18 protein-coding genes are annotated in these 23,364 nt (G+C 52.8%); 13 read left to right on the forward strand and 5 right to left on the reverse strand.

The window, feature by feature from the left end:
- Positions 1-53: 53 nt before the first annotated feature.
- A complete protein-coding gene (locus H7B67_RS23875) occupies positions 54-1,481 on the reverse strand; it encodes a DHA2 family efflux MFS transporter permease subunit (RefSeq protein ID WP_185122444.1) in 1,428 nt (475 codons plus the stop codon).
- 288 nt (positions 1,482-1,769) lie between these two features.
- Here H7B67_RS23875 and H7B67_RS23880 point away from each other — a divergent pair, with 288 nt between their 5' ends.
- Together H7B67_RS23880 and H7B67_RS23885 are read left to right on the forward strand one after the other, a co-directional pair.
- Entirely contained in the window at positions 1,770-2,420 is a 651-nt protein-coding gene (locus tag H7B67_RS23880) for a TetR/AcrR family transcriptional regulator (protein ID WP_342592628.1), read from the forward strand.
- On the forward strand, positions 2,417-2,611 hold the full coding sequence (locus H7B67_RS23885; RefSeq protein WP_185122388.1) for a DNA-directed RNA polymerase subunit alpha C-terminal domain-containing protein: 195 nt from the start codon (positions 2,417-2,419) through the stop codon (positions 2,609-2,611). Before H7B67_RS23880 ends, H7B67_RS23885 begins: the two co-directional genes overlap by 4 nt.
- Before the next feature lie 46 nt (positions 2,612-2,657).
- Here H7B67_RS23885 and H7B67_RS23890 read toward each other — a convergent pair whose 3' ends face one another.
- The 3 genes from H7B67_RS23890 to H7B67_RS31515 all read right to left on the reverse strand — a co-directional run bounded on the left by H7B67_RS23890 (position 2,658) and on the right by H7B67_RS31515 (position 5,416).
- Positions 2,658-3,677, reverse strand: coding sequence for a bifunctional glycosyltransferase family 2/GtrA family protein (locus tag H7B67_RS23890; protein WP_185122389.1), 1,020 nt, complete (start codon positions 3,675-3,677; stop codon positions 2,658-2,660).
- 13 nt (positions 3,678-3,690) lie between these two features.
- A complete protein-coding gene (locus H7B67_RS23895; RefSeq protein ID WP_185122390.1) occupies positions 3,691-4,656 on the reverse strand; it encodes a phosphodiester glycosidase family protein in 966 nt (321 codons plus the stop codon).
- Between the two features lie 295 nt (positions 4,657-4,951).
- Positions 4,952-5,416, reverse strand: a complete 465-nt coding sequence (locus H7B67_RS31515) for a CBO0543 family protein (protein WP_425489472.1) — start codon at positions 5,414-5,416, stop codon at positions 4,952-4,954.
- Positions 5,417-5,744: 328 nt separating this feature from the next.
- Between H7B67_RS31515 and H7B67_RS23900 the strand changes: the two genes are divergently transcribed.
- The 7 genes from H7B67_RS23900 to H7B67_RS23930 all read left to right on the forward strand — a co-directional run bounded on the left by H7B67_RS23900 (position 5,745) and on the right by H7B67_RS23930 (position 17,338).
- Positions 5,745-7,019, forward strand: a complete 1,275-nt coding sequence (locus tag H7B67_RS23900) for a prolyl oligopeptidase family serine peptidase (protein WP_185122391.1) — start codon at positions 5,745-5,747, stop codon at positions 7,017-7,019.
- 232 nt (positions 7,020-7,251) lie between these two features.
- Positions 7,252-8,421: a serine hydrolase domain-containing protein gene (locus H7B67_RS23905; RefSeq protein WP_185122392.1), complete on the forward strand. Its 1,170-nt coding sequence runs from the start codon at positions 7,252-7,254 to the stop codon at positions 8,419-8,421.
- A gap of 19 nt (positions 8,422-8,440) precedes the next feature.
- Positions 8,441-10,999 carry a glycoside hydrolase family 3 protein gene (locus H7B67_RS23910; protein WP_209649226.1) on the forward strand — a complete coding sequence of 853 codons (2,559 nt, stop codon included), beginning with the start codon at positions 8,441-8,443 and terminating at the stop codon, positions 10,997-10,999.
- Positions 11,000-11,116: 117 nt separating this feature from the next.
- Positions 11,117-12,862 (forward strand): sensor histidine kinase, encoded by a 1,746-nt coding sequence (locus H7B67_RS23915; protein ID WP_185122393.1) that lies wholly within the window; start codon positions 11,117-11,119, stop codon positions 12,860-12,862.
- Between the two features lie 4 nt (positions 12,863-12,866).
- Positions 12,867-14,504, forward strand: a complete 1,638-nt coding sequence (locus H7B67_RS23920; protein ID WP_185122394.1) for a response regulator — start codon at positions 12,867-12,869, stop codon at positions 14,502-14,504.
- A 113-nt stretch (positions 14,505-14,617) separates the two neighbouring features.
- Positions 14,618-16,351, forward strand: a complete 1,734-nt coding sequence (locus tag H7B67_RS23925; protein WP_185122395.1) for an extracellular solute-binding protein — start codon at positions 14,618-14,620, stop codon at positions 16,349-16,351.
- Between the two features lie 96 nt (positions 16,352-16,447).
- Positions 16,448-17,338: an ABC transporter permease gene (locus tag H7B67_RS23930; protein WP_185122396.1), complete on the forward strand. Its 891-nt coding sequence runs from the start codon at positions 16,448-16,450 to the stop codon at positions 17,336-17,338.
- On the opposite strand, the gene H7B67_RS31355 is transcribed toward H7B67_RS23930, so the two are convergent.
- Positions 17,335-17,565 carry a hypothetical protein gene (locus H7B67_RS31355; RefSeq protein ID WP_342592627.1) on the reverse strand — a complete coding sequence of 77 codons (231 nt, stop codon included), beginning with the start codon at positions 17,563-17,565 and terminating at the stop codon, positions 17,335-17,337. The genes H7B67_RS23930 and H7B67_RS31355 overlap by 4 nt on opposite strands.
- Before the next feature lie 48 nt (positions 17,566-17,613).
- On the opposite strand from H7B67_RS31355, the gene H7B67_RS23935 reads away from it, so the two are divergent.
- From H7B67_RS23935 to H7B67_RS23950, 4 genes are read left to right on the forward strand one after another with little or no spacing between them, the layout of a single operon-like run.
- The gene (locus tag H7B67_RS23935; RefSeq protein ID WP_342592626.1) at positions 17,614-18,228 is read left to right on the forward strand and encodes a carbohydrate ABC transporter permease; all 615 of its coding nucleotides are present in this window, start codon (positions 17,614-17,616) and stop codon (positions 18,226-18,228) included.
- A gap of 30 nt (positions 18,229-18,258) precedes the next feature.
- Positions 18,259-20,958 carry a family 78 glycoside hydrolase catalytic domain gene (locus tag H7B67_RS23940; RefSeq protein WP_185122398.1) on the forward strand — a complete coding sequence of 900 codons (2,700 nt, stop codon included), beginning with the start codon at positions 18,259-18,261 and terminating at the stop codon, positions 20,956-20,958.
- A 15-nt stretch (positions 20,959-20,973) separates the two neighbouring features.
- Positions 20,974-22,329 (forward strand): alpha/beta hydrolase family protein, encoded by a 1,356-nt coding sequence (locus H7B67_RS23945; protein WP_185122399.1) that lies wholly within the window; start codon positions 20,974-20,976, stop codon positions 22,327-22,329.
- A gap of 1 nt (position 22,330) precedes the next feature.
- Entirely contained in the window at positions 22,331-23,326 is a 996-nt protein-coding gene (locus H7B67_RS23950; RefSeq protein ID WP_185122400.1) for an alpha/beta hydrolase, read from the forward strand.
- The last annotated feature ends 38 nt before the right edge of the window (positions 23,327-23,364 follow it).

Genomic DNA, 23,364 nt, shown 5'->3' on the forward strand with positions numbered 1-23,364 from the left:
AGATAAGCAAACAAGCCCCGAGTCCGCCGGACTCGGGGCTTGCGTTTGGGGCATTAAGCCTGCTCTTGAACCTTAGCCTTCGAGAGCTCGGCCGCCTTCTCGGAAGCCGGTCTGCCCGTCTTCTTAATGAAGAACGACAGAACCAACCCGACGATCCCGATCCCCACGATTACGAAGTAAGCGTCGTTGATGCCTTGGATCGTGGCGTCCAGCTTCAGTTGATCCGTCAGGGCAGAGCCGGAAGCCATCATGTCCTTGATGTGGCTTGTCGTCTGCGTCGTCATGACCGTAACGAGCAGGGACGTTCCGATAGCGCCCGCGACCTGGCGGACGGTGTTGGAGATCGCCGTGCCGTGCGCGTTCAGCTTGGACGGAAGCTGATTGAGGCCGGCGGTTTGAATCGGCATCATGAACAGGGCCATGCCGATCCGGCGCGCGGTGGACATGAGCAGCAGATACGTGTAGCTGGTCGAATCCGACAGGTTCACGAAGCCCAAGGTCGTGCCGATCGTGATGAGCAATCCGATGACGGCCAGCCACTTGGCGCCGAAGCGGTCGAACAGCTTGCCGGTTACCGGCATCAGGAAGCCCATGATGAGCGCTCCCGGCAGCATCAGCAGCCCCGATTCGATGGCGGTATAGCCGCGGGCGTTCTGGAGGTACAGAGGCAGAAGCATCATGTCCGCGTACATGACCATCGTTACCGCAATGTTGATAACGGTCGTGAGCGAGAACATATTATACTTGAACGCCCTCAGGTCCAGCAGCGGCTCTTTGGAAGCGAGCTGTCGCCAGACGAACAGCGCAAGAGCGACGACGCCCGCGGCGATCATCCAGAGGACCTCGGCGCTATCCCATCCGAGGCTGCCCGCGCGGCTGAAGCCGTACAGAAGAGCGCCGAAGCCGATCGTGGAGACGGCGACGCTGAACACGTCCAGCTTCGCATGCTCGGGCTCCGATACATTCTTTAAGTAGATGAACGCGCAGACGATGACGATCAGAGCGAACGGAATCATTCCGTAGAACATCGTCTCCCAAGCGAAATTCTCGAGAATGTAGCCGGCAAGCGTCGGACCGATGGCCGGGGCGAAAATGATGGCGAAGCCGACCATGCCCATGGCGGCGCCGCGTTTCTCCGGCGGGAAGAGCACCAGGATCACGGTCATGAGAAGAGGCATGATAATGCCGGCGCCGGCCGCTTGGATCATGCGTCCGACGAGCAGAACGTCGAAGCTCGACGCCAGAGCCGATACGATCGTTCCGGCCAGAAAGATGAACATGGCGGATTGGAAAAGCTGACGAGTCGAGAAACGCTGCATGAGATAAGCCGTAATCGGGACGAGAACTCCGTTCACCAGCATGTAGCCGGTCGTCAGCCATTGGGCCGTCGTGGCGGAGATGTCGAAATCCCCCATCAATTCCGGCACGGCGACGGTCATGACCGTCTGATTCAGGGTGGCCAGGAAAGCGCCCAGAATCATGATAAACAGGATAGGACCTTTCTTAATCGCACCTTGCGGCGCTGCGGGTCTGGTACTCAACTTCCTTCATCCTTCCTCTTTTCCTTGAGACTAGTTTACACAGTGTTGTATAATCAACGAGAATGATATCGATTATATACCGATCCGGACGTTTTACAAGCGACGATTCCGGCGAAAGTGTCGATTAGTTTACATGTAACGGCTTGCACGTCATGCAAAGGGAACAAGTTCGACGGATTCGAGCACATTGTCGTTCACGGAACGGAACGGAAGGGATGGATAGGAATAGTGGGCAACACGACGCAGCGAATCGATCCTCGCATCCTTCGAACCCGGCAATTGATCAAGGATGCCTTTATCGATCTGCTATGGGAGATGGACATCGAGAAAATATCCGTCAACAAGATCGCGGAACGGGCGACGATCAACCGGGTAACGTTCTATCTGCATTATAAGGACATTCCCGACATGCTCGAGAAGATGGCGGACGAGATGATGGAGAACATCTACCGCATTCTGAGAACGTCCGCGCCGCAGTCAAGCGAGAAACAGGTTCTTCAAGAGCAGGAGAAATGGCCGATGCTGGTCGCCTTGCTGGAGCATATCGCGGAGAACTCGAAGTTCTATACCGTCACCTTGGCCTTTAAGCGCTCGCCTATCTTCACGGATAGGCTGCTTAAGCCGTTAGTGGGAATCATTAAGGACAAGGTCGACAATGCGGGGCAAGACTCCTTCCTGGCCAAGGCGGGCATTCCAAGAGATATCGCGGTTTGGTTCGGCTCTTCGGCCATGATCGGCATGATCAATGCGTGGCTGCGCAACGACATGCCGTATACGCCGCGCTATCTCGCTCAACAGATGCTGCTTTTGCTGCCTCATTATTTCGGCGGAGCTTCAACCGGCGAGAACCATCCAACGACAAGGGAGGAGATCAAATGAGCAAATCGGCCGATTGGCCCAAACTCTCTCAGCCCGCGCTGCGCGCATTAGCGAACGCCGGGTATACCCATCTGGAGCAGCTGGCCGGAACGACCGAGGCCGAGCTTCTCGCCTTGCACGGCATGGGGCCGAAGTCGATGGAGCCGCTTCGCCGGGCGCTGGCCGAACGCGGCCTCTCCTTTCGAACATAATGAAAGAAGACCCCTCATTGCAACGGAATGAAGGGTCTTCTTCCTATTAATAAACAAACTTCTTCTGGGCCCAGAAGCTGAACGCGAACAGGATCGCTTCCGTCATGAGCTTCGCGGCGAGAAGAGGGATGCCGATGCTCACATGGAACGTATGAAGCAGGCCGTAGTTGCATAAAAGAACGATGGCGACAAGAGCATAATAGCGAGGCATGGAACGTTTCATGGACTTGGCGGAGCGTTTGTCCTTGCCTTCGAACACGAACGTGCGGTTCATCGCGAAGTTGAACAGAGAACTCCCGATTCGGGCCCCGACGACCGATAGGAACAGATTCATGCCAATGGCTTGAAGCAGGAAGAGCAGCAGAATGTCCAGCAGCGCCGAAAGACCGGAGGAAGCGGCGAACTTGAGGAACGGAAAATAAATTCTCGCGGAATCGGCCAACGGACGGAAATGAGACGATTTGTTCTCGTCCAGATAAACGGTATCGATCGGAACCTCTATCAGATCGTAGCCCGCGTTCTTGGATTCGAGCAGCATGTTCATCTCGTACTCGAAGCGATCGCCGGGGATTCGGCACAGCCAGTCCAGCATATCGGGAGAGTAGCCTCTAAGCCCGGTCTGGGTATCGTGAATCGGGGTTCCGGTCGCATAGGAATAGACCATTCGCGTAGCGGTGTTGCCGAAGCGGCTGCGCGCCGGAACCTTGCCCGTGAACCTTCGGCTGCCGAGGACGATATGCCGCGGATGCTCGCGCACGGCATCCGCCACTGTCATGATATCCTTGGGCAGATGCTGACCGTCGCTGTCGGCGCACACGACCCCGTCCGAATGCCCGCTCCGCCGGATATAATCGAACCCGGTTTTGAGGGCGCGGCCCTTGCCGAGATTGGTCGGATGCGTCACGACCGTGCAGCCAGCGTCCCGCGCCGAGTCGAAGATCTCACGGTAGTCTTCGCCGCTGCCGTCGTCGACGACAAGGATGGAAGGATTGCCGTTCTCCTTCAGCGATCGAATGAGTCCGAGGAGCCGTTCGTCCGGCTCGTAAGAAGGAATTAGAATCGTCATATCGGCTGCCTCCTTATTCGGTCAAGTAGATAATGTCGCTGACGCCGCGCTCGTCGCCTTTGCCCAGGGGATCGTTGACGACCCGGCCCATGAAGTACATCGTGGACGAGCCTCCCCCGTCAAGGTTATAGGCTTCGGTAGCGCCCAGATTGACGAACAGTTGGGCGAATTCGTCGAGCGTCATTCCCCGGCTGTAGCCGCTGCTTCGGCCGTCGACGACGATGAATACATAATGGTTAGGGGAGATCATGCCGATGCCCGTGCGGGGATTGGCGTTCTGGATCGAGCGGTTGCCGAAGTTCGTATCGATTTTGACGCTGGAGAAGTCGCCGACGATCTCTCCGTCCTTCACGAGAGCCGGACCGAAGGAGAACGTGTTCGTCACGCCTTGAGCCAGCAGCTCGGAGGAGGAGACTTCCTCTTCGTCATACGACATCATCGTACCGTCCGACAGGGTAGCGAATCCTTCCCGAGCGGGCTCGTCCCGATAGAGCTCGCCGTTGCGGATGACGACGCCGGTATCCCGGAAGCCGTAGTAATCGCCGTTGATGGCGAAGATGGCGTCGTGATTCTCCGCGATCGTGGACGTGTTCTGGACGATGTTCGTGCCGAACGAATCCTTCGCGAAAGCGGTGAGCAGGCTCGACGCGTCCTGCAGGACGACGTCCGCCACGTAATAGGTGACCGTATCGTCCCCGGAGCCCGTCTGCACCTTCTTGATGCTGACCGACTGGGTGTCGCTCTTGTAATTCCAATCGTCGGATTCGACTTGGCCGGACGGCGTTTGATCTTGGGTTTGCGTTTGAGTTTGCGAGGAGTCGGCGTCGGCTCCCGAATCCGAGCTGTGGGTATCCTGGACGACGACCTCGACATGTTCGATTAAGTAACGGTCGGCCAGTTTATAGGCAACGCCGCCTAAGATGGCGAGTAGGATCGCGATAATAAGGATGACTTTCGTTCGTTTGCGCATTCTTTTCATGGGGAATCTCTCCTTGACTTCATCTATGGGCATCTTGCGATAGAGTCATTATGGAGAAGGTTCCTGAAACCCTTGTGAGGGAAAGCTGAACGCGGGCTGAAAAGGGAGAGGAAAGCAGAGGAAGTTTTTACCGGCTTGAAGAAATGAGCTAACGACGCCACGCCGAACAGGTGCAGGCGCTCCTGCCGTTCCCAAATAAAAAGGAGAACCTCATACTAGCATGGGTTCTCCTATCTTGCTTAAGGATATTCGACGAGTTTGCTCAGGTTAGGATAAACCTTAACCGAGAATGGCATCAATCTGCCGATAACGATTTTTTAATTACCCATCTAGTGAATTTAAGATTGTACCATAAAATCAAGAAAATAAGCGGGTATACGATGGCCGAATACCACCATCTCCAACCGTTGTAATAAAGAACGTCGGTCGCTCTCGATATGCACTCGTAAGCAACCGAGAATATAGTCCAGGCCAACAAATACACAATGATTCGAGTAATATTCTTATCTCTAGGATAAAAGTTCAGAACGAGATAACTTAAGGCGGGATACATTCCAAAGTGAGGAATTAACCCGGCCCAGTCCACGCCTTTGTTGAATACGCCGTACAGGTCGTATTTCAAATCCAAATATACGTTTACCAATGCTTCAAAATAGAGACCAAACAATGTAGTCACAAGGATTTCAATCCAGCTAAGCCGCCTGGGGACTAAGAAGCAAATCATATTTAGTACAAGGATCGAAAAAAATAAAAATAACATTTAATCTTCCTGCAGACGTCTCTTGTCATGACAAGTGTGCCCTTCGGGTTTTACTTTAAACGTAAACAGAGCCGATGAACGCTAGATGAATGGTACAGCGGCATTCCAGGGCATTTATGTCCCAGGATGCCGCCGTTTCCGGTAACGGTAAAAATAGATCATAAATGTAAAATATGGTTAGTGGAAGGGTTCGATTTCGCATTTTATATTAGTTGTGTACCAACAAGAAGCACAGAAATTTACATTTTGAAAAGGAAGGGGTTGGTAAGCCAAACCTTGTTTGTCATGAAGTCGTAGTCAAATTTATTAGAAGTGAGGTCTTGATAGGATGAAGAAGGCATTGGCCGTCATGCTATTGCTTGTACTAGCGGTAGTTCCTTTCGGACAAATTGTAAACGCTTCCGAATCAACGCCTGCAACTGCATCAACGACAGCTGTCGCTGGACCGATTACGGACTTGACCTATTTCTCGAGAAGCGAGACGGATATGACCCTCCGTTGGACTCCGGCGCAAGGAGCCTTGATGATCTATTTCGAACAGAGACAGGTCGGCAGTTCGGTTTGGGTAAGATCGACTACGAAAGACTGGTTATGGCCGAATGCTGCCTATGCAATTATCACAGGCTTAACCGCAAATACGCTATACGAGTTTAGGATGGTTGTGCTAGGCGGACCGAATGCAGGGGTATCCAACGCCGTAACGCTTAAGACAGATATGAATTTAATTCTAAAATCCATAACGGCGGGTAATTTCTATGATTGGAATCCGGGCGACGGGACAATCTATTCCGATCTGACCTACGGCCCGAAAGCAAGCAATAAGTACGATTTATACATCCCAACCAATGCGTCACAAACGGATGATATTGGCGTCATCTTAAATCTCCATGGAGGAAGCTGGACCAGCGGAGATAAAGCCGATGATGCGCCTCATATGAAGTGGTATGCGCATAATGATTATATTGCGGCAAGCATGAACTATACGTTGGTCGGCGGTACGGATGGCGGAACAGTAGCAACGATAATGGATGAGATTGAAGCTTGTATCGAGGCGCTTAAGCAAGAATTGCTTAATCGTGGTTATAACGTAACTCGGCTAGCGATAACGGGGTATTCCGCGGGTGGACACCTTGCTTCGTTATTTGGCTATTCAAGAGCGGAGGATTCAGCACTGCCAATAGAATTGGTTATCAATAGCGCAGGACCTGCCGATTTTAATATCGATTCCTGGTATCCTTTGATGCCTGATTTCGTTGTTGCCGGCTACGTAAGTTTGTTAACGGGTCAGACGGTAACGGTTGATCAGATGCTTAATGGAGAAGCCGACGAATTAATCAGATCCATATCGCCTGCTCAGCAAGTAAGCAGCGATGCGCCGGCTACCGTTCTAGCTTATGGTGCCTATGATCAATTAGTCGGACAAGGAAACAATCAAAAGCTTGTCGCAGCGCTGCAGCAAGCAGGCGTCGACTTCGAGTATATTCTTTATCCGTATTCCGACCATGTTCTTGGTAATGATCCCGATAAAGTTTTAGAACGTCAAAATACGGTTTTGTCTTACTTGAATACGTATTTAGCTCCGATACCCGTTGCTCAAACCTAAGGCGGATCGAAGCGTTTGCTCCCGAGTCTCCGTGTTGAGACTCGGGAGTTTTTATCGTCGGAATGGACGTACCTTGTACAATTGGTGTCAATATCGGCAGGTAATAAGGAAATCTAGGTAAAGAAAAAGCAGGAAAGTAAAAATCGATAAGTAGAGCCGGCACGAATTCCGACTTATGATAGAATGGCGCAGTCCGTGAACGGTCTGAAAAAAACAGAAACGGGGTACGAAGATGAGCCATGATCGAATCGACGAACAGATGCTGGAGTATTTGGCTAACAACGATATTGCCGGAGCTTCGCTTCTTGTTCGGAACGATACCGGGGTCCTTTATCGGAATAAATGGGGGTATGCCAATCTTGAAGCCGCGGCGCCCGTTGAATACGATACGATCTTCAGGCTTGCTTCCTTGACGAAACCGATTACCGCGGCAGCCGTTCTGATTCTAGTCGATCAGGGTAAGATCGGTCTCGACGATGAGATTGTCAATTTTATACCCGAATTCAACGATTTAATGGTTTGCCGAACCGAATTCGACCTGGCCAGCTTAAACGACTTGGCCAAAGTCGATTTAGAGAACATAAAGCTCGAACGCGCCAAGAGAAACGTGACGATCCGAGACCTGTTGAGCCATTCAAGCGGGTTGGGAATGGGGGTGGCCGGGCACCTGCTCGCGATGAAGCTTAGCGAACCCGGCGATACGCTGGAAACGCGGTTTCGCAAATTCCAAGCGTTGCCGGCGGATTTCGAACCGGGGGAGAGCACGGGGTATTCTGCCGTGGTCGGGTTCGATGCGCTAGGCAGAGCGATCGAGGTCGCGAGCGGCATGAGCTTGGAGCGATTTTTGCGGGAAAATCTGTTCGAGCCGCTGGAAATGAACGATACGGCTTTTCATATAAACGATCATCAACAGAAGCGCCTCGCCGTGCTATATAAGTCGGAGAACGGGGACATCTTCAAAGCGCCCGATAGCGAGGACATCGACGCCATGGTTATCGGCGGACCTCGCTATTATTCGGGAGCCGGCGGTTTATACAGTACCTTAAGCGACTACGATCGTTTCGCGCAAATGCTGCTCCATGAAGGCGAATACAAGGAGAGACGCATTCTAAAGGCGGAAACCGTTAGGCGGATCCATCGGGAAGGCGCGTATAAGCATCTCGATTTCGCTCCCGGCATGGTTTGGGGATTGGGAATGATCGTCCGGAAGGAGCCGGAACTCGCCCATTCTTCTCTTACCAAAGGCTCTTATGGCTGGAGTGGAGCCTTCGGTACCCACTTCTTCGTCGACCCCGTGAAGAAAGTGTCTGTCGTCCTCATGCTCAATCGTTCCAATATCGGCGGGGCCGGTTCTTATGTATCCAAGCGCATAGAGGAATTGGTAGCCGCAGCTTATTTATAAATAGAAGGAGATGACCTTCTTGGCTAAGTATTATGCATCCACGACAGCTGAAGTCAGCGAGAGAGAAAGAGAGCATATGGAGGCCGTTCGCGAGCTTGCCGCGGAGTGCATGGTCTTGTTGGAAAATGACGGCGCATTGCCTCTTCGGTCCAAACCGGGTAATATCGCTCTGTACGGTAACGGAGCCAGACATACGGTTAAAGGCGGCACGGGCTCCGGCGAAGTCAATTCAAGAGTGCTCGTCACCATTGAACAAGGATTGGAAGCGGCCGGCATCCAGGTAACGACGAAGAGCTGGTTGGACGAATACGAGCGGCGTTTAAGGAATGCCAAGCAAGCCTACGCGGATAAGCTGGAGGCCATAACCAAGGAACGCGGACAGTCTGCCGCCGTCCTTTATTACTTGGGCAATCCGTTCAAGGATCCGCGCGTACAAGCCATAACCCCGGAAGACGTACGGAACTCCGATGCCGATGTCGCGATCTACGTTCTTGCTCGAAATTCGGGCGAAGGCAAAGACCGGACGCTCGAGGAAGGGGACTACCGCTTAGCCGAAGAAGAGTTGGAGGCCATCCGGGTTCTTGCCCGGTCCTATGACACCTTCATCGTGCTGTTGAATATCGGAGGCATCGTAGACACGACGGAACTGAGACGGATTCAGGGCATCAATGCCGTGATGTTAATCGGACAATTGGGCAATGTAACGGGATATTCGGTAGCGGATGCCTTGCTGGGGCTGACGATTCCATCCGGCAAATTGACGGACACTTGGGCGGCGAGCTATTCGGATTATCCCTCTAGCGATACCTTCAGCCATGTGAACGGCGAGCTGGACGATGAATATTACAAGGAAGGGATTTACGTCGGATATCGCTATTTCGATACGTTCGATATCTCGCCGAACTACTGCTTCGGTTATGGGCGATCGTATACCGACTTTTCTCTTCATACGCTTGACGTGACCGCAGACGAGAAGCAGGTCGCCGTCACGGTCGAAGTAACGAATGCGGGCAAGCTATATTTCGGAAGGGAAGTCGTGCAGGTTTATTATTCCGCGCCGGCAGGAGAGGTAGAGAAGCCTTATCAAGAATTGGCCGCTTTCGCCAAGACGAAGCGGCTTGCGCCGGGAGAATCGGAGGTTCTAACGGTAAGCTTCGCTACGAATGCCATGGCTTCTTATCGGGAACGGGATGCGGCATGGGTTCTGGAATCCGGGACCTATTACGTTCGAGTGGGGAACCATTCGAGAAATACGAAAGTAGCAGCGGGAATCCATCTTCCCGCAACCGTAAAAACCGTCCAGTTAAAAAATTTATTCCACGATGAAGATGAGGTAAGAGAGATCCGTTCCGAAGGAAGGAAACCCTACTCCTATGCCTCGGAACCTATGGAGAAACAAAACGCCAAGATAATCCCGTTAGACCCGTCCGGAATCGATTGCGAGACCGCCGCCTACCAATCGGATAGGCCTGTTTACCAAGATAACCGACCGGATGTACGAATTACGATGGACGAGGTAAGAAGCGGGTCGGCGACGCCGGAAGAATTGGTCGCGCAGCTGTCCGTTCAAGAGATGGCGGAGCTTTGCGTCGGGACGGCGAGAGAGGGGTCATCGATTATCGGCGCTTCGGCGGGCTCCGTGCCGGGAGCCGGCGGGCAAACGTTCCCTTTGGCGGAGAGGGGAATAAGCAGTCTCGTCATGGCGGACGGTCCGGCCGGTCTTCGGCTGCAGCCACATTTTCGAGTAAGCAAGGACGGCGAATTGTTGCCCGGAGGAGAGATGTTCGGGGACAATATCAATCCTCTACCCGAAGAAGCGCCGGAAGGGGCCGTCGATTATTATCAATATTGCACGGCGATTCCGATCGCAACCTCGCTGGCTCAATCGTGGGATATGGACATGATCGAGAGGGTCGGACAGATCGTCGGGAGGGAAATGCGGCAGTTTCATGTGCATCTCTGGTTGGCGCCCGGCATGAACATTCACCGGAATCCGTTGTGCGGACGGAACTTCGAATATTATTCGGAGGATCCGCTGTTAACGGGGAAGTGCGCGGCGGCCGAGACTAGAGGCGTGCAGGCTTATCCGGGTCAAGGCACCACGCTGAAGCATTTTGCCGCCAATAACCAGGAAGATAACCGCATGTTCACGAATGCCCATGTCGGCGAACGAGCCTTGCGCGAAATTTACCTGAAGGGATTCGAGATCGCGGTGAAGGAATCGAATCCTCTAGCGATCATGACTTCTTATAATCTGCTGAACGGTATGCATGCCGCGAATCATTACGAACTCATTCAATCCGTTGCAAGGGACGAATGGGGCTTCGAAGGCATCGTCGTTTCGGACTGGTATACCTCGATGAAGCTGTTCGCGGGCGAGAGGAAGTACCCGATCTCGTCCAGCCCGCTCTGCATCAAGGCCGGCAATGACGTGCAAATGCCGGGTTGCCGGCAGAACATCGACGATATAATCGCCGCCGTCGACGCTAAGGAGGGCGAAGCCGAATATCCGATTACGCTCGGCGATCTCCAATTTTGCGCTTTGAATATGATAAAGGTCATTGCTCGAATTCCATGATAGTCCATTGGTAAAACCTGCATACAGGTGGTCTCCTCCGAGACCGCCTGTTTCGCTTATCAAGCGCATAGCTGCCATCACGAGCGCATGATTTCTCTAAGAGGGGTTCGATCGACCATGAAAGTCTTGTCCAAACTGAAAGCGATGAAATTATACCCCAAGCTGGTGATCTTTTTCCTGGTAGCCATCCTTCCTCTCTACGTTGTCGGTTGGTACACGAATTCCCTCGGTTCCAACACGATGGAGCAAGAAATCAGGGATTCCGCGACGACCCGAACGCATTACTATCTGGAATCGTTCAAATCGGACATGACTCGGATCCTTCAGATCATTAACAATTACGGCGAAGACGACGACATTGAGAAGCTGTCCACGATGGCCCCTTATATGACGCAGTTCGAACGGTTTCAAGCCATCAACCGGATTCAGGGCAAATTGCTGGCCCTCAAAAACTCGAGCGCCTATATCAAATCAGCAAGGGTATACGTCCCGATTCTCGAACGAACGATCGACGTGACGGGTTATTATGCCGAGACCATGGACAAAGGAGATATCGACGCTTTAGCGAGAACCTACGAGAATGGAGGGCCGTTCGTCTATCGGAACGGGCGGCTGCTGTTCGGACTTGTTTTTCCCGGCCTTACGGCCTCCGATCAGCCGCCGACGTTCGTCGTCGAGGTGGAACTGGATAGGGCCGCCATTCGGAGTTCTTTGCTGCGGATTAATAATAATTCCAGCACGACGATCGATTTGGTCCATGATAGCAAAGAATGGGCGATCAGCACGAAAGAAGGCACCCCCATGTCCGACATGGTGGATCACGAGCAATTAAGTTCATTCGGCGCGGCCGCGGGCAATACTTTTCTTACCGTAAACGGCAATCGTTATCTGATGACCTATGAAGGAGATTCCCTCATCGGCGTCTCCATCTACATGTTCATTCCGGAGAAGGAGATCTTCGGGGCGTTCCAAGCTTACCAGAAGCTTATAATCGTACTGGCCGTGCTGATGGTTACGCTGATCCTGCTGATAACCTTCGGCGTTCACCGGTTCATTCACCGCCCGCTGGTTACTTTGGTCCAGGCCTTGCGCAAAGTGGAACGGGGAGACTTCGACGTTGCTATTCGTTCGCGGCGCAGCCAGGACGAGTTCAGCTACGTTTATTGGCAATTCAACTCCATGGTCGCGAGATTGAAGCAGCTGATCCAGGAAAACTACGAACAGCAAATATGGGCCCAGCGCTCGGAATTAAAGCAGCTGCAAGCGCAAATAAACCCCCACTTCTTGTACAACAGCTTTTTTACCTTATATCAGATGATAAATGAAGGGGATCGCGAGAACAGCTTGTCCTTGATTAAGCATTTACGAATCTACTTCCAGTTCATCACCAGGAACGCGCAAGACGAGGTGCCCCTTCATGAGGAGGTAAACCATGCGTTATCCTTCTTGCATATTCAAAAAATGCGGTTCGAGGATCGAATCCTGATTGTCGTAGAGGATCTTCCGGAGAGCGTCCGCCAAGTGAAAGTCCCTCGATTGATCCTGCAGCCGTTAATCGAGAACGCTTTCCAACACGGGTTAGAGGATAAAACGGATAACGGGCTGATACGGGTCCAGTTCAGGGAAGACGATCTCTCGGTCAGCATCATCGTCGAGGATAACGGAGACTCCCTGCGGGAGGAAGACCTCGCGGAGCTGCGGCAGCGTCTGCAATCGGACGATAAGTTCGCGGAGACGACTGGACTGATCAATATTCATCGTCGTCTGCAAGCGTTCTATTCCGAAGGAGCGGGACTTCTGGTCGACCGAGGCGAAATCGGCGGATTGCGCGCGGAGATCCTAATTAAGAAGAAAGAGGGATAGCCGAATGATATCTATCTTGATTATCGATGACGAGCCTAAGATCGTGAATAGCATGGAAAAACTGATGCGCCAGCTTCCTTACGCGCCTCTGCAAGTTTATAAAGCCTACTCGGCAGCCGAAGCGATCGAATGCTTGCAAGCGGAGAAAATCCACGTGGTTTTATCCGATATCAAGATGCCCGGGATCAGCGGAATCGAGCTGCAGCGGGAGATCGTAAAGCGTTGGCCGCTGTGCAAAGTCGTCTTTCTGACCGGGTACAGCGACTTCGACTATGTTCAATCCGCCCTGCGGAACGGAGCGGTCGATTTCTTGACGAAGACGGAGGATAACGAGACGATTCTAGCCGCCGTCATGAAGGCCGTAGAATCGGTCACCTTGAACGATCGTAAAGAGGCTATCATCAAGAAAGGCCAAGACGATCTCCGGAAAGCTCAACCGATCCTGCAAAAAGAATGGTTGGGAGCTGTTCTGAACAATGAAATCCGAATATCGGATCTGAGTCAGGCTCAATTGGACGAGGTCCAAATTCCGCTTAGCTTGAGCGCGCCTGTCATTCCTTGCTTCTGCAAAGTCGACGAGTGGCAGGATTCCTACACGCTGCGGGACAAGCTGCTCATGAACTTCGCTATCACCAACATAGCGGAAGAAATTCTCGGACGCGAGGTTCATATGGTTTCTTACTCCGAGGAGCCCGGTAAACGGCTATGGATCCTGCAGCCTCGGCTTGAAGCAAGGGAGCAGTTCTTGACGGACACCATCCAGCCTGCGCTGGAAGCGATCCAAGAAGCCTGCAGGCAAATGCTTCACTTGAAAATATCTCTTGTGATCGCTCTGGAATGGGTGAACTGGGAAGACCTGTCTTCGAGAGCGGAGCGCTTGAAGATGGCTTTGTCAAGCGGGTTCCGAATCGATGAGAACCTGCTCATCCAATTGCCGTCGACTTCCGAGTTCAATATACGCGAGCAGGAAGAGCAGTTCCTCCATAGCGTTCGCAAGCTGTCGATTCTGACGACCAGTTTAGAAGAAGGCAACCGGCAGCCGTTCTTTGACCTTTATTCTACTTTACGTGCGCAGATCCTTTCGCTTCCCCCCCATCTCAGCCACTATAAAATCGAAATCTATTACTCCTTGGGGCTGTTGTTTCTCTCCTACTTAAACAAGTGGAATATGAGAGGGAAAATCGAAGGCCGCGTCGATCTCACCCGTTTATACTCGATCGGTTTCGGGGGAACCGACAAGGAAACGCTCGATTATTTCAGCGAATTGGCGCAGGTCATCTTCGATACGAACGACCAGGGCCAGCAGGAACGCAACAATATCATCGTCGAGCAGGTCAACCGGTATATCCATATACATCTCATGAACGATTTATCCTTGCATATCATCGGCGATGCGGTCGGCTACAATCCTTCCTATTTATCCAGGGTGTATAAACATTTAACAGGGGTCGGCATCGCCGAATATATCTTGACCCAGAGATTGACGTTAGCCAAGTCCCTGCTTAAGGAATCCAAGCTGAGAGTGGGCGAAATCGCCGCGAAATCGGGGTTTATGTCGGAAGCCCATTTCTTTCGGATATTCAAAAAAACAACCGGAATGACGCCGGCGGAATACAGGGACCTTCACGTGATCGAGCCTTGAAACTCGCAAGAATGAAAGAGGTAAAGATCGATCATGAAAGTAAAAAACGAGAAGTAGAAGAGCGATTTCATGCGCCTTATGATTAAGTTACGACAACACAAGGGGGATAAAACATGAACCAGAAGCTGCACTCCAAAGCCGTCTTGGCCCTGCTTGCCAGCATTATCATCGTGAGCGGCTGCAGCAATTCGGACAACAACGACAACGCGGGGAATTCAGGCAATACGGGCACCGCTACGGAGAATGCGAGCCCGGAGGCGAGCGGTAGCGTTGACGCAGAGAATGCGTCTCCCTTAGGAAAGTACGAGACGCCGATCTCGTTGACCGTGGGGCGAGACGTGGGAGCGAACGATAAATTCCCGGAAGGCGACTCGGTAGCGAGCAACGTGTGGACCCGAATCTATAAAGAAGAGTTGGGCATCGACGTCAAAGTGGCATGGTCGGCGCTTACAGGCGAGCAATACGATCAGAAAATGAAGCTCAATATCGCCTCCGGAGATCTTCCGGACCTTATGGCGGTAACGACGCAGCAATTGGCTCAACTGGTGGAGAACGATCAGATTGCCGATCTCACGGATGTCTTCAATAAATATTCGAGCGAATTGAACAAGAAAGTGTATCAGGACGATGGCGGCATCGCGCTTAAGTCCGCTACCTTTAACGGCAAGCTCATGGCGCTTCCGCAGCAAGGCTCCGCGCTCGACACGTCGAACGTCTTGTGGATTCGCCAGGATTGGCTGGATAAGCTCGGGCTGCAGCCTCCGCAGACGATGGAGGATGTCAAGAAGATCGCGGAAGCCTTTACGAAGCAGGATCCGGACGGCAACGGCAAGGCCGACACCTTCGGGTTGGGAATTACGAAAACGATGTGGAACGGCTCGCCGTCTCTGGAAGGGTTCTTTAACGGTTACCATTCCTACCCGACCATTTGGGTTAAAGACGCAACGGGCAACTTGGGTTACGGAGCGGTTCAACCGCAAAGCAAGCAGGCTCTTGCCGATTTGCAGGCGATGTACCAGGCAGGATGGATCGATGTGGAATTCGGCGTGAAGGACGCCAACCAAGTCAATCAAGACATCAACGCGAACAAGATCGGCATGTACTACGGCAAGATGTACAGCCCGTTCACGTTCATGGATACGGCCAGCAAGAATCCGGACATTCAGTGGCAATCTTACCCGCTGCCATCCGTCGATTCGACGCCGGCGTCGACGCAGCAGGATTTCCCGGTTCAGTACTACTATGTGGTCAAGAAGGGGTATGCGAATCCGGAGGCCCTTATCAAGATCTTTAATTTGCAGCTCGAAGTCAGTTACGGATCGAATGCGGATCTTATCAAGCGTATCCAGGATCAGCTATACTCGCATGCGGACGATCAACAAATCACGTCGACTCAGGTCGTCTCCGCGCCCATCGTCAAAGGCGGCCTCCCTACGCAGAATTTGAATCAATATTTGAACATTAACAAAGCGATCGCCGACAAAGACGAATCCGTCCTTTCCAATGAAGTGGAGAAGACGAATTACAAATACGTCTTGGATTACGAGCAAACGAAGAATCCGTCAAGCTACGGGACGTGGGCGGTTGTCGGACCGAAGGGACCGTTCAAAGTCCTGAACGATTATTTGAACAACAAGCAATTCGTCCTGACGGAATTCGTCGGAGCCGCGACGCCGACCATGGTGACCAAAAAATCGACGCTGGATAAGCTGGTTCTCGAGGAGTTCACCAAGATCATTACCGGCGCCAAATCGGCGGACGAGTTCGATAAGTTCGTCCAGAACTGGAACAAGCTCGGCGGCGAGCAGATCACCAAAGAAGTGAACGAGGCGAACGCCTCCAGATAATTCGCACGATTGCATTGCCAGGGATCGGGGATGGCAGGTGATGTCCATCCCCTTCGGTTTTATCCGCAAGATTTCAATCAGGAGGCTTGCTCCCGCATGAAAAGATTAAATCAACTGCCTCTACATCTTATGTTGCTGCCAGGAGTCATTCTCGTTTTTATTTTTGCCTATATCCCGATGTCGGGAGCGGTTATCGCTTTTAAGCATTTCGTGCCGTCCAAAGGAATTTGGGGTTCCGAATGGGTGGGGTTCGAGAATTTCCGTTACGTCTTTAATTTGCCGGGGACGATGCAGGTCATATGGAATACGATCTCCATCGCCGGGATGAAAATCATAGCGGGCTTGATCGTTCCGATCGTCGTCACGCTGCTCTTGAACGAAGTGCGCTTGGTATTCTTCAAGCGAACGGTCCAAACGTTGGTTTATCTGCCTCACTTCCTCTCCTGGGTCATCCTCAGTTCCATCCTGATCGATATATTGTCGCCATCGGAAGGGATCGTCAATAAATTGATCGTCGCTTTGGGCGGCGACCCGATCTACTTCCTAGGCAGCAACGCATGGTTTCCGTTCACGCTGGTCGTGTCCGATGTCTGGAAAGAGTTCGGTTATGGCACTATCGTGTATCTGGCCGCGGTTACCGCGATAAATCCGGCGCTTTACGAAGCCGCCAAGGTCGACGGCGCCAGCCGCTGGCGGCAGATCTGGCATATCACGCTGCCCGGCATGCTTCCCGTCATCGTCTTGATGGGCGTACTCAGTCTGGGCAACGTGCTGAACGCCGGGTTCGAACAAGTGTTCATCCTTTACAGCCCCAGCGTTTACGAGAGCGGGGATATTCTGGATACGTTGGTTTACCGGATCGGATTCGTCGATACGCAGTACGATGTCTCCACGGCGGTCGGTTTGTTTAAATCGGGCGTATCGTTCGTTCTGATCTGCGTCTCCTATTGGCTGGCCGCAAGATTCGCAAACTACAGGATTTTTTAGGTGGTGCTCGCATGATACGCCTGAGTATGGGCAGAAGAGTTTTCGTTGTCGCGAATTACGCATTTCTCAGCATTCTGGCAATACTGTGCATTTTCCCGGTCGTGCATGAATTGGCCATCTCCTTCAGCAGCGCGGATGCGATCTCGGCCGGAAAGGTCAATTTCTGGCCGATCGGATTCACCACTTCCGCGTATGAATTTACGTTGCAAAAGGACGAATTTATCCATGCGACTGGCATTTCCTTGCTGCGCGTATTGTTGGGATGCTCCCTTAACATGCTTCTTACCTTGCTGATCGCGTTTCCGTTAAGCAAAGAGTCCGTCTTGAAGTTCCGAACGGGCTACGTCTGGTATTTCGTGTTCACGATGCTATTCAGCGGCGGTATGATTCCCGGCTACCTGATCGTGAAGAACCTGGGACTGATCGATTCGATTTGGGCACTCGTGCTTCCGGGCGCCGTTCCGATCTTCAACGTGGTTCTGATGCTGAACTTCTTCCGCGGGCTTCCCAAGGAACTCGAAGAAGCAGCCTTTATGGACGGGGCCGGATACCTAACGTCGTTATTCCGCATCTATGCTCCCTTATCTCTGCCCGTGCTTGCCACGACAGGGTTGTTTACGATCGTTACCCATTGGAACACTTGGTTCGACGGATTGATCTTCATGAACTCGATGCAGCACTATCCGTTGTCCACCTACCTGCAGACGGTTGTCGTCAATATGAACCTGGGCTCCATGTCGCTCGAACAATTGCAGCAATTCCAGGTCGTAAATCAACAAAACGCAAAGGCCGCGCAAGTATTCCTTTCCATAGTACCGATCATGGCGATCTACCCGTTCTTGCAGAAGTATCTGGTTCAGGGCATGGTCATAGGCGGAGTGAAGGAATGACCGGCTGCGGGGCGGGAGGATGGAAATCGTATGAGCGATAGGGATTGCCAATTGAACGTCGTGGATTTGCGTTGCGACCATCTTCTAAATCCAATGGGAATCGCTTGCTCGAACCCCTATGTAAGCTGGAAGCTTCATGGCGAAACCAGAGGTTTAAAGCAAACGGCTTATGAGATTCAAGCAGCCATTCACCAACCGGATTTCGAGAAGGGGCTTGTCTCCGAACAGGGGAACCAAAGCGACGATTCCTATGCCATCGAGCTCGACATCGGCGAGCTGCGCGAGAAAACGACGTATTATTGGCGCGTAAGGGTGTGCGTGGATACGGAAGAGGAGCAAGGCTTATGGCTTCCGTGGAGCGAGACCGCAAGCTTCGAAACGGGATTGAAGGACGAACGTTCATGGTCCGCCAAGTGGATCGAAGCCGACGAAGAGTTCTATGCCATCGCGGATGAGGAATGCAAACAGTACTGGAAGCTCGATCCTTACGGGGACGCGGAGAACTTGAATCGCAGGGATCAGGGGTTAAGAAAGGTCCCCTATTTAAGTAAACGGGTCGAGTTGAAGACGGGAATCATAAAGGCGAGAGTCTATATTACCGCACGAGGGCTGTACGAGCTTCGCGTCAACGGACGCAAAGTCGGCCCATGCGTCCTGGCGCCGGATTTCACGGCATACGACAAGTGCATCTACTACCAGACGTTCGATATCGCCGCGGAGCTGCAGGAAGGAAGCAATCTCTTCGAGATCCAGCTGGGCGACGGATGGTATGCGGGGCATGCGCAGGGAATCCCCGGAAACAATCATCTCTATGGCGTACGTCCTTCCTTGCTTATGCAAGCGGAAATTCAATATGAAGACGGGATGACGGAGACCATTGCCAGCGATGATAGCTTTAAAGCTTCCATGGGGCCTCTTCAATATGCGGACCTTTTTATGGGAGAGTATTATGATCTGCAGGTTAAAGATGATCGAATATTCGGAACAGTCGAAAATGATTATAGCATGTCGGTGGTGACGCCTCAGCGGGGAGAGATGATCGTTGCGACCGAGGTGATCGACGCCAGGCGGGTATTCCGGGATGCCGAAGGAAGTCTGATCGTGGACTTCGGACAAGTCATTGCGGGGAGAGAGAGACTTGTGTTGACCGGGAGAGCCGGCAGCACGGTTACGATCGAGCATAGCGAAGAAATCGATCGGGAAGGCGTCTTTTACGACGTGATGCCTACGTTTCCGTTCCACGACCAGAAGAATACGATTCGATTCGCGGAAGAGAAGACGATCGCGTACGAGCCCCAATTCTCGTTTCAAGGATTTCGGTATCTCCGGATTAGAGGCTTAAATTACGAGATTAAGCCGGAGGATTGCAAAGCGGTCGTCATCGGAACGGGAATGCCCGTGGTCGGGAAGTTCGAGTGCTCGAATCCGGATCTGAATCAATTCATGAAGAATGTCTTATGGAGCCAGAGGGGCAACATGCTGTCTATCCCGACGGATTGCCCTCAGCGGGAACGCGCGGGGTTTACCGGGGATGCGCAGGTGTTCGGCAAGGCGGCGGCTTTGAACATGGACGTGTCCGGATTCTTCGCCCGGTGGCTGGAACAGTGCCGGTACGAGCAGCTGGAGAGAGGACAGATCCCGATCGTGGTGCCATATACCAAAGCCTATAGCGAGATAGAGCCCAATCCGGGCTGGACGTCCGCGGGCTGGGGAGACGCGATCGTGTTCCTGCCTTGGGAGATGTACCAAGCTTACGGGGATATCCGTTTCCTGAGCGAGAATTACCAAGCGATGCTGAGATGGATGGATTATGTCGAGACGTGCGCGAAAGAAACGATGCCCGAATCGTATTACATGGATTTCAAGAATCGCCACCGCCATAAGCATCTGTGGAACACGGGACATCACTGGGGCGATTGGCAGGTGCCCGGAGTAGACGCTTTTAAAGGCGTCGAGTTGACCAAAGAAGTGACCGCCTCCTTGTTCTATTACCGCCAAGCAAGCATGATGATGCGGATCTCACAGGAGCTTGGGGAATCGGAGAAGCACGAATACTTCAAGGAATTGAGCGCCAATATTCATCGCTCCTTCCATCAGGAATACGTGGCCGACGGGAAGCTGTCGGGTTACGAATGGCAAGGAGCCTATGTCATGGCTATCGCGTTCGGGATGGTCGAGGGAGAGCTGAAGGGTCGATTCGCCGCTCGCCTGAACGAATTGGTCGCCGAGCAGGGCTTCCGCTTGCAAACGGGTTTTCTCTCTACTCCGTTCCTGTTGAACGCGTTATGGGACTGCGGCTATCGGGATACGGCTCTCAAGCTGCTCTACCAGGACACCGCTCCTTCCTGGCTCTATCAAGTGAAGCAAGGCGCGACGACCGTGTGGGAAGAGTGGGAAGGCAAGGATCGGGATGGGGTTCTGAGAGGAAGCAGCTTTAACCATTATGCGTTCGGCTGCGTATGCGACTTTATTTACGAGAAGATAGGCGGAATCGGCAAGCTGGAGAAAGGGTTCAAACGAATTCGGATTCAGCCGGAGGCTACGGAAGGACTGGAGTTCGCGGAGACGACCATCGATACGATATACGGCGAACTTGGCGTGAAGTGGAACAAAGTCGATGGCGGATACCGATATCGGATCAAGATTCCTCCCAATACGACGGCGGTAGTCGTCGGCGGGAGCTCGCAACTCGAATTGGGCAGCGGAGTTCACGAATTCGAACTAGCTTAAGAGGGAGGAAGTTTCATGAAAAGAGATTTTCGCCAACTTCTGGCGATGTTAACGCAGGCGAAAGAAAGTCGGCTGGACCTGCCCTTCTACGTTGAAAAGAGGGATATTGAAATTCCCTTCATCGCTAAAGACGGCAGCGTAAGCCGGCGTTCCATCCGAATCTATCTGCCGGAAATCGCTCCGAGACCGATGCCGATCGTGTTTATCGCTCATTACGAGATGACCGAAGCCGACTCCTTGCTATCGATGTATTTAAAGAAGGGCTGGGCGGTGTCGACGCCGATCAACTATATAACGGAATATAACGGGACCTTGATCGACGACGATCTGATCTTCAACAACGCGGCGTTATCCGTCGTTAAGAAGCAGCCGGATATCGACCGGACGCGGATCGTCGTCAGCGGAGGAAGCGCCGGCGGTTATATGGCCCAGATGCTCTCCGTGCTGCATCTGGGTATCTGCTGTACCGTATCCTTCTCCGGCATCGCCAATATCCCGTTCAACATGCATTACATGATCGCCGCGAATGGATATAACCTGGCGGCGATGGCAGAGCTGACGGAGGAGGAACGGCAAGATCTCGTCCGCTGCATGGAAGCGATGCCCGTGCCTATCCTGGGTGCCGGCGCGAACCAGTTCGTCCCCATTCAGGAGAAGCTTCGAAGAGACCCGAACGGCAAGGTATGGAAGGCGCTCTCGCCTTCTTGCAGGACGGACTGCTTAACGAATCCGATTACGTACACTCACTTTACCTCCGACGTTCTGGTCCCTATCGATCAGTTGACCAAACGCTATACTTATTCCGCGCCCGGCCATTCCCTTCCCGAGGGAATTCGCCTTCGCTTATCGGAATTCCCTCTCGAGGAAGAACTGCAGCGTTCTTTGGCGGAAGCGCTGCCTGCGGATGAATTGTCGGAGAAGCTCTATCCGGCGCCGCGGGAAGCGGGAGAGAACTTCGCGATTCCGTTCGACATAACGAAGCGATTCAATATCGTCGTCTTCGACGAAGGCTGCGTCGAAGGCGATGCCGGTCATCAGAAGAACCTCGATATCGGTACGTATGACGCGACTGCCTACATGGAGGCACAGCTCGTGCGATCGTCCCGGGACACGAACTGGCTGACCGCCGGCAAGCTGGCGTTGATGGCCGAACGGTACGCGGGAATCGGCCTTCTGATTCCGGGACAGACGGGCATTGACGTTACGGCATTCGGTTCGGTAGCGATGGACCGCGCGATAGTATTGGAAGATCTGTCGGCGTTCTCCGAGGACCGGCCAGAGGAATATGAGGAGGCATTCCGCGCCGCGAGGAAGGCAAGGCCGGATTTGGCGGATGTACTCGATGAAATCAAGAGTCACGGGAGGCGTTAACATGTCGATTAATTCGATTGCCAGCGACATGACTTTCGAGGAATTGGAGCGGCTTCCGGAGTTCGAGAGGTATAAGAAGTTTTTCATCTACAGTCCCGGAGCCAAGGGGCTTACCGAATCTCATTATAAAGGCGTTAGGATCGGCGAAATCTCTTCCGTCGTCCCTACTTGGAACGGCGATTCCGTCTTGGCCGGACTGAATCATTTGCTGCGCGCTCATCAGTCTGGAAGACAGGTGCTATATGGGATCTGGAATGAGAGCGAAGAGCGGAACGAAGCGAATAAGGAGGACTCGGTGCTCTTTCATTTCTCCGGCGAAGCGGGCAAGCCGTTCGTTATCGTCTGCGCGGGCGGCGCCTATATGGCCGTCGCGTCGATGGTCGAGGCGTTCCCGGTCGCCAAGCGGTTGAATGAACTGGGGTACACCGCCTTTGTCTTGAATTATCGCGTCGGCAAGGAAGGCATTCTTCCGGAACCGATGGAGGATCTTGCCGAAGCCATTAAGTTCATCCTATCTAGAGCGGATGAATTCCAGGTAGCCAGCGATAACTACGCGGTTGCCGGATTCTCCGCAGGGGGACATTTGGCCGCGTCGCTTGGAACGACCAATTATGGCTATTCACGATATGGGGTGCCCAAGCCGTCTGCGTTATTCCTCTCTTATCCGCTCATCTCGACGGATGAATTGTTCGAGAACGACACCAAAGGGTTATTGTCTGTCATTCTGGCCGGAAGGAACTATCATCCTGATCTCCTGGATTCTTATTGCATCAATAAGAACATGAACGAGGATTACCCGCCGACTTATATCTGGATGTGTATGGACGATGAGACGATACCGTACCGGAATAGCGTCGTCATGGCGGATAAATTGAAGGAATCGGGTATCCCTCATGTCCACAGGCTCTTCGAACGCGGCGGCCATGGAATCGGCATGGGGGTTGGAACGGAAGCCGAGGGATGGCTGGACGAGGCGGTACGATTTTGGTCGCGGTGATTCGCGGCAAGCGAATAGCGGTCCTCAGTGCATACTGG

The organism is Cohnella thailandensis (assembly GCF_014212135.1).
Taxonomy (GTDB): domain Bacteria; phylum Bacillota; class Bacilli; order Paenibacillales; family Paenibacillaceae; genus Cohnella; species Cohnella thailandensis.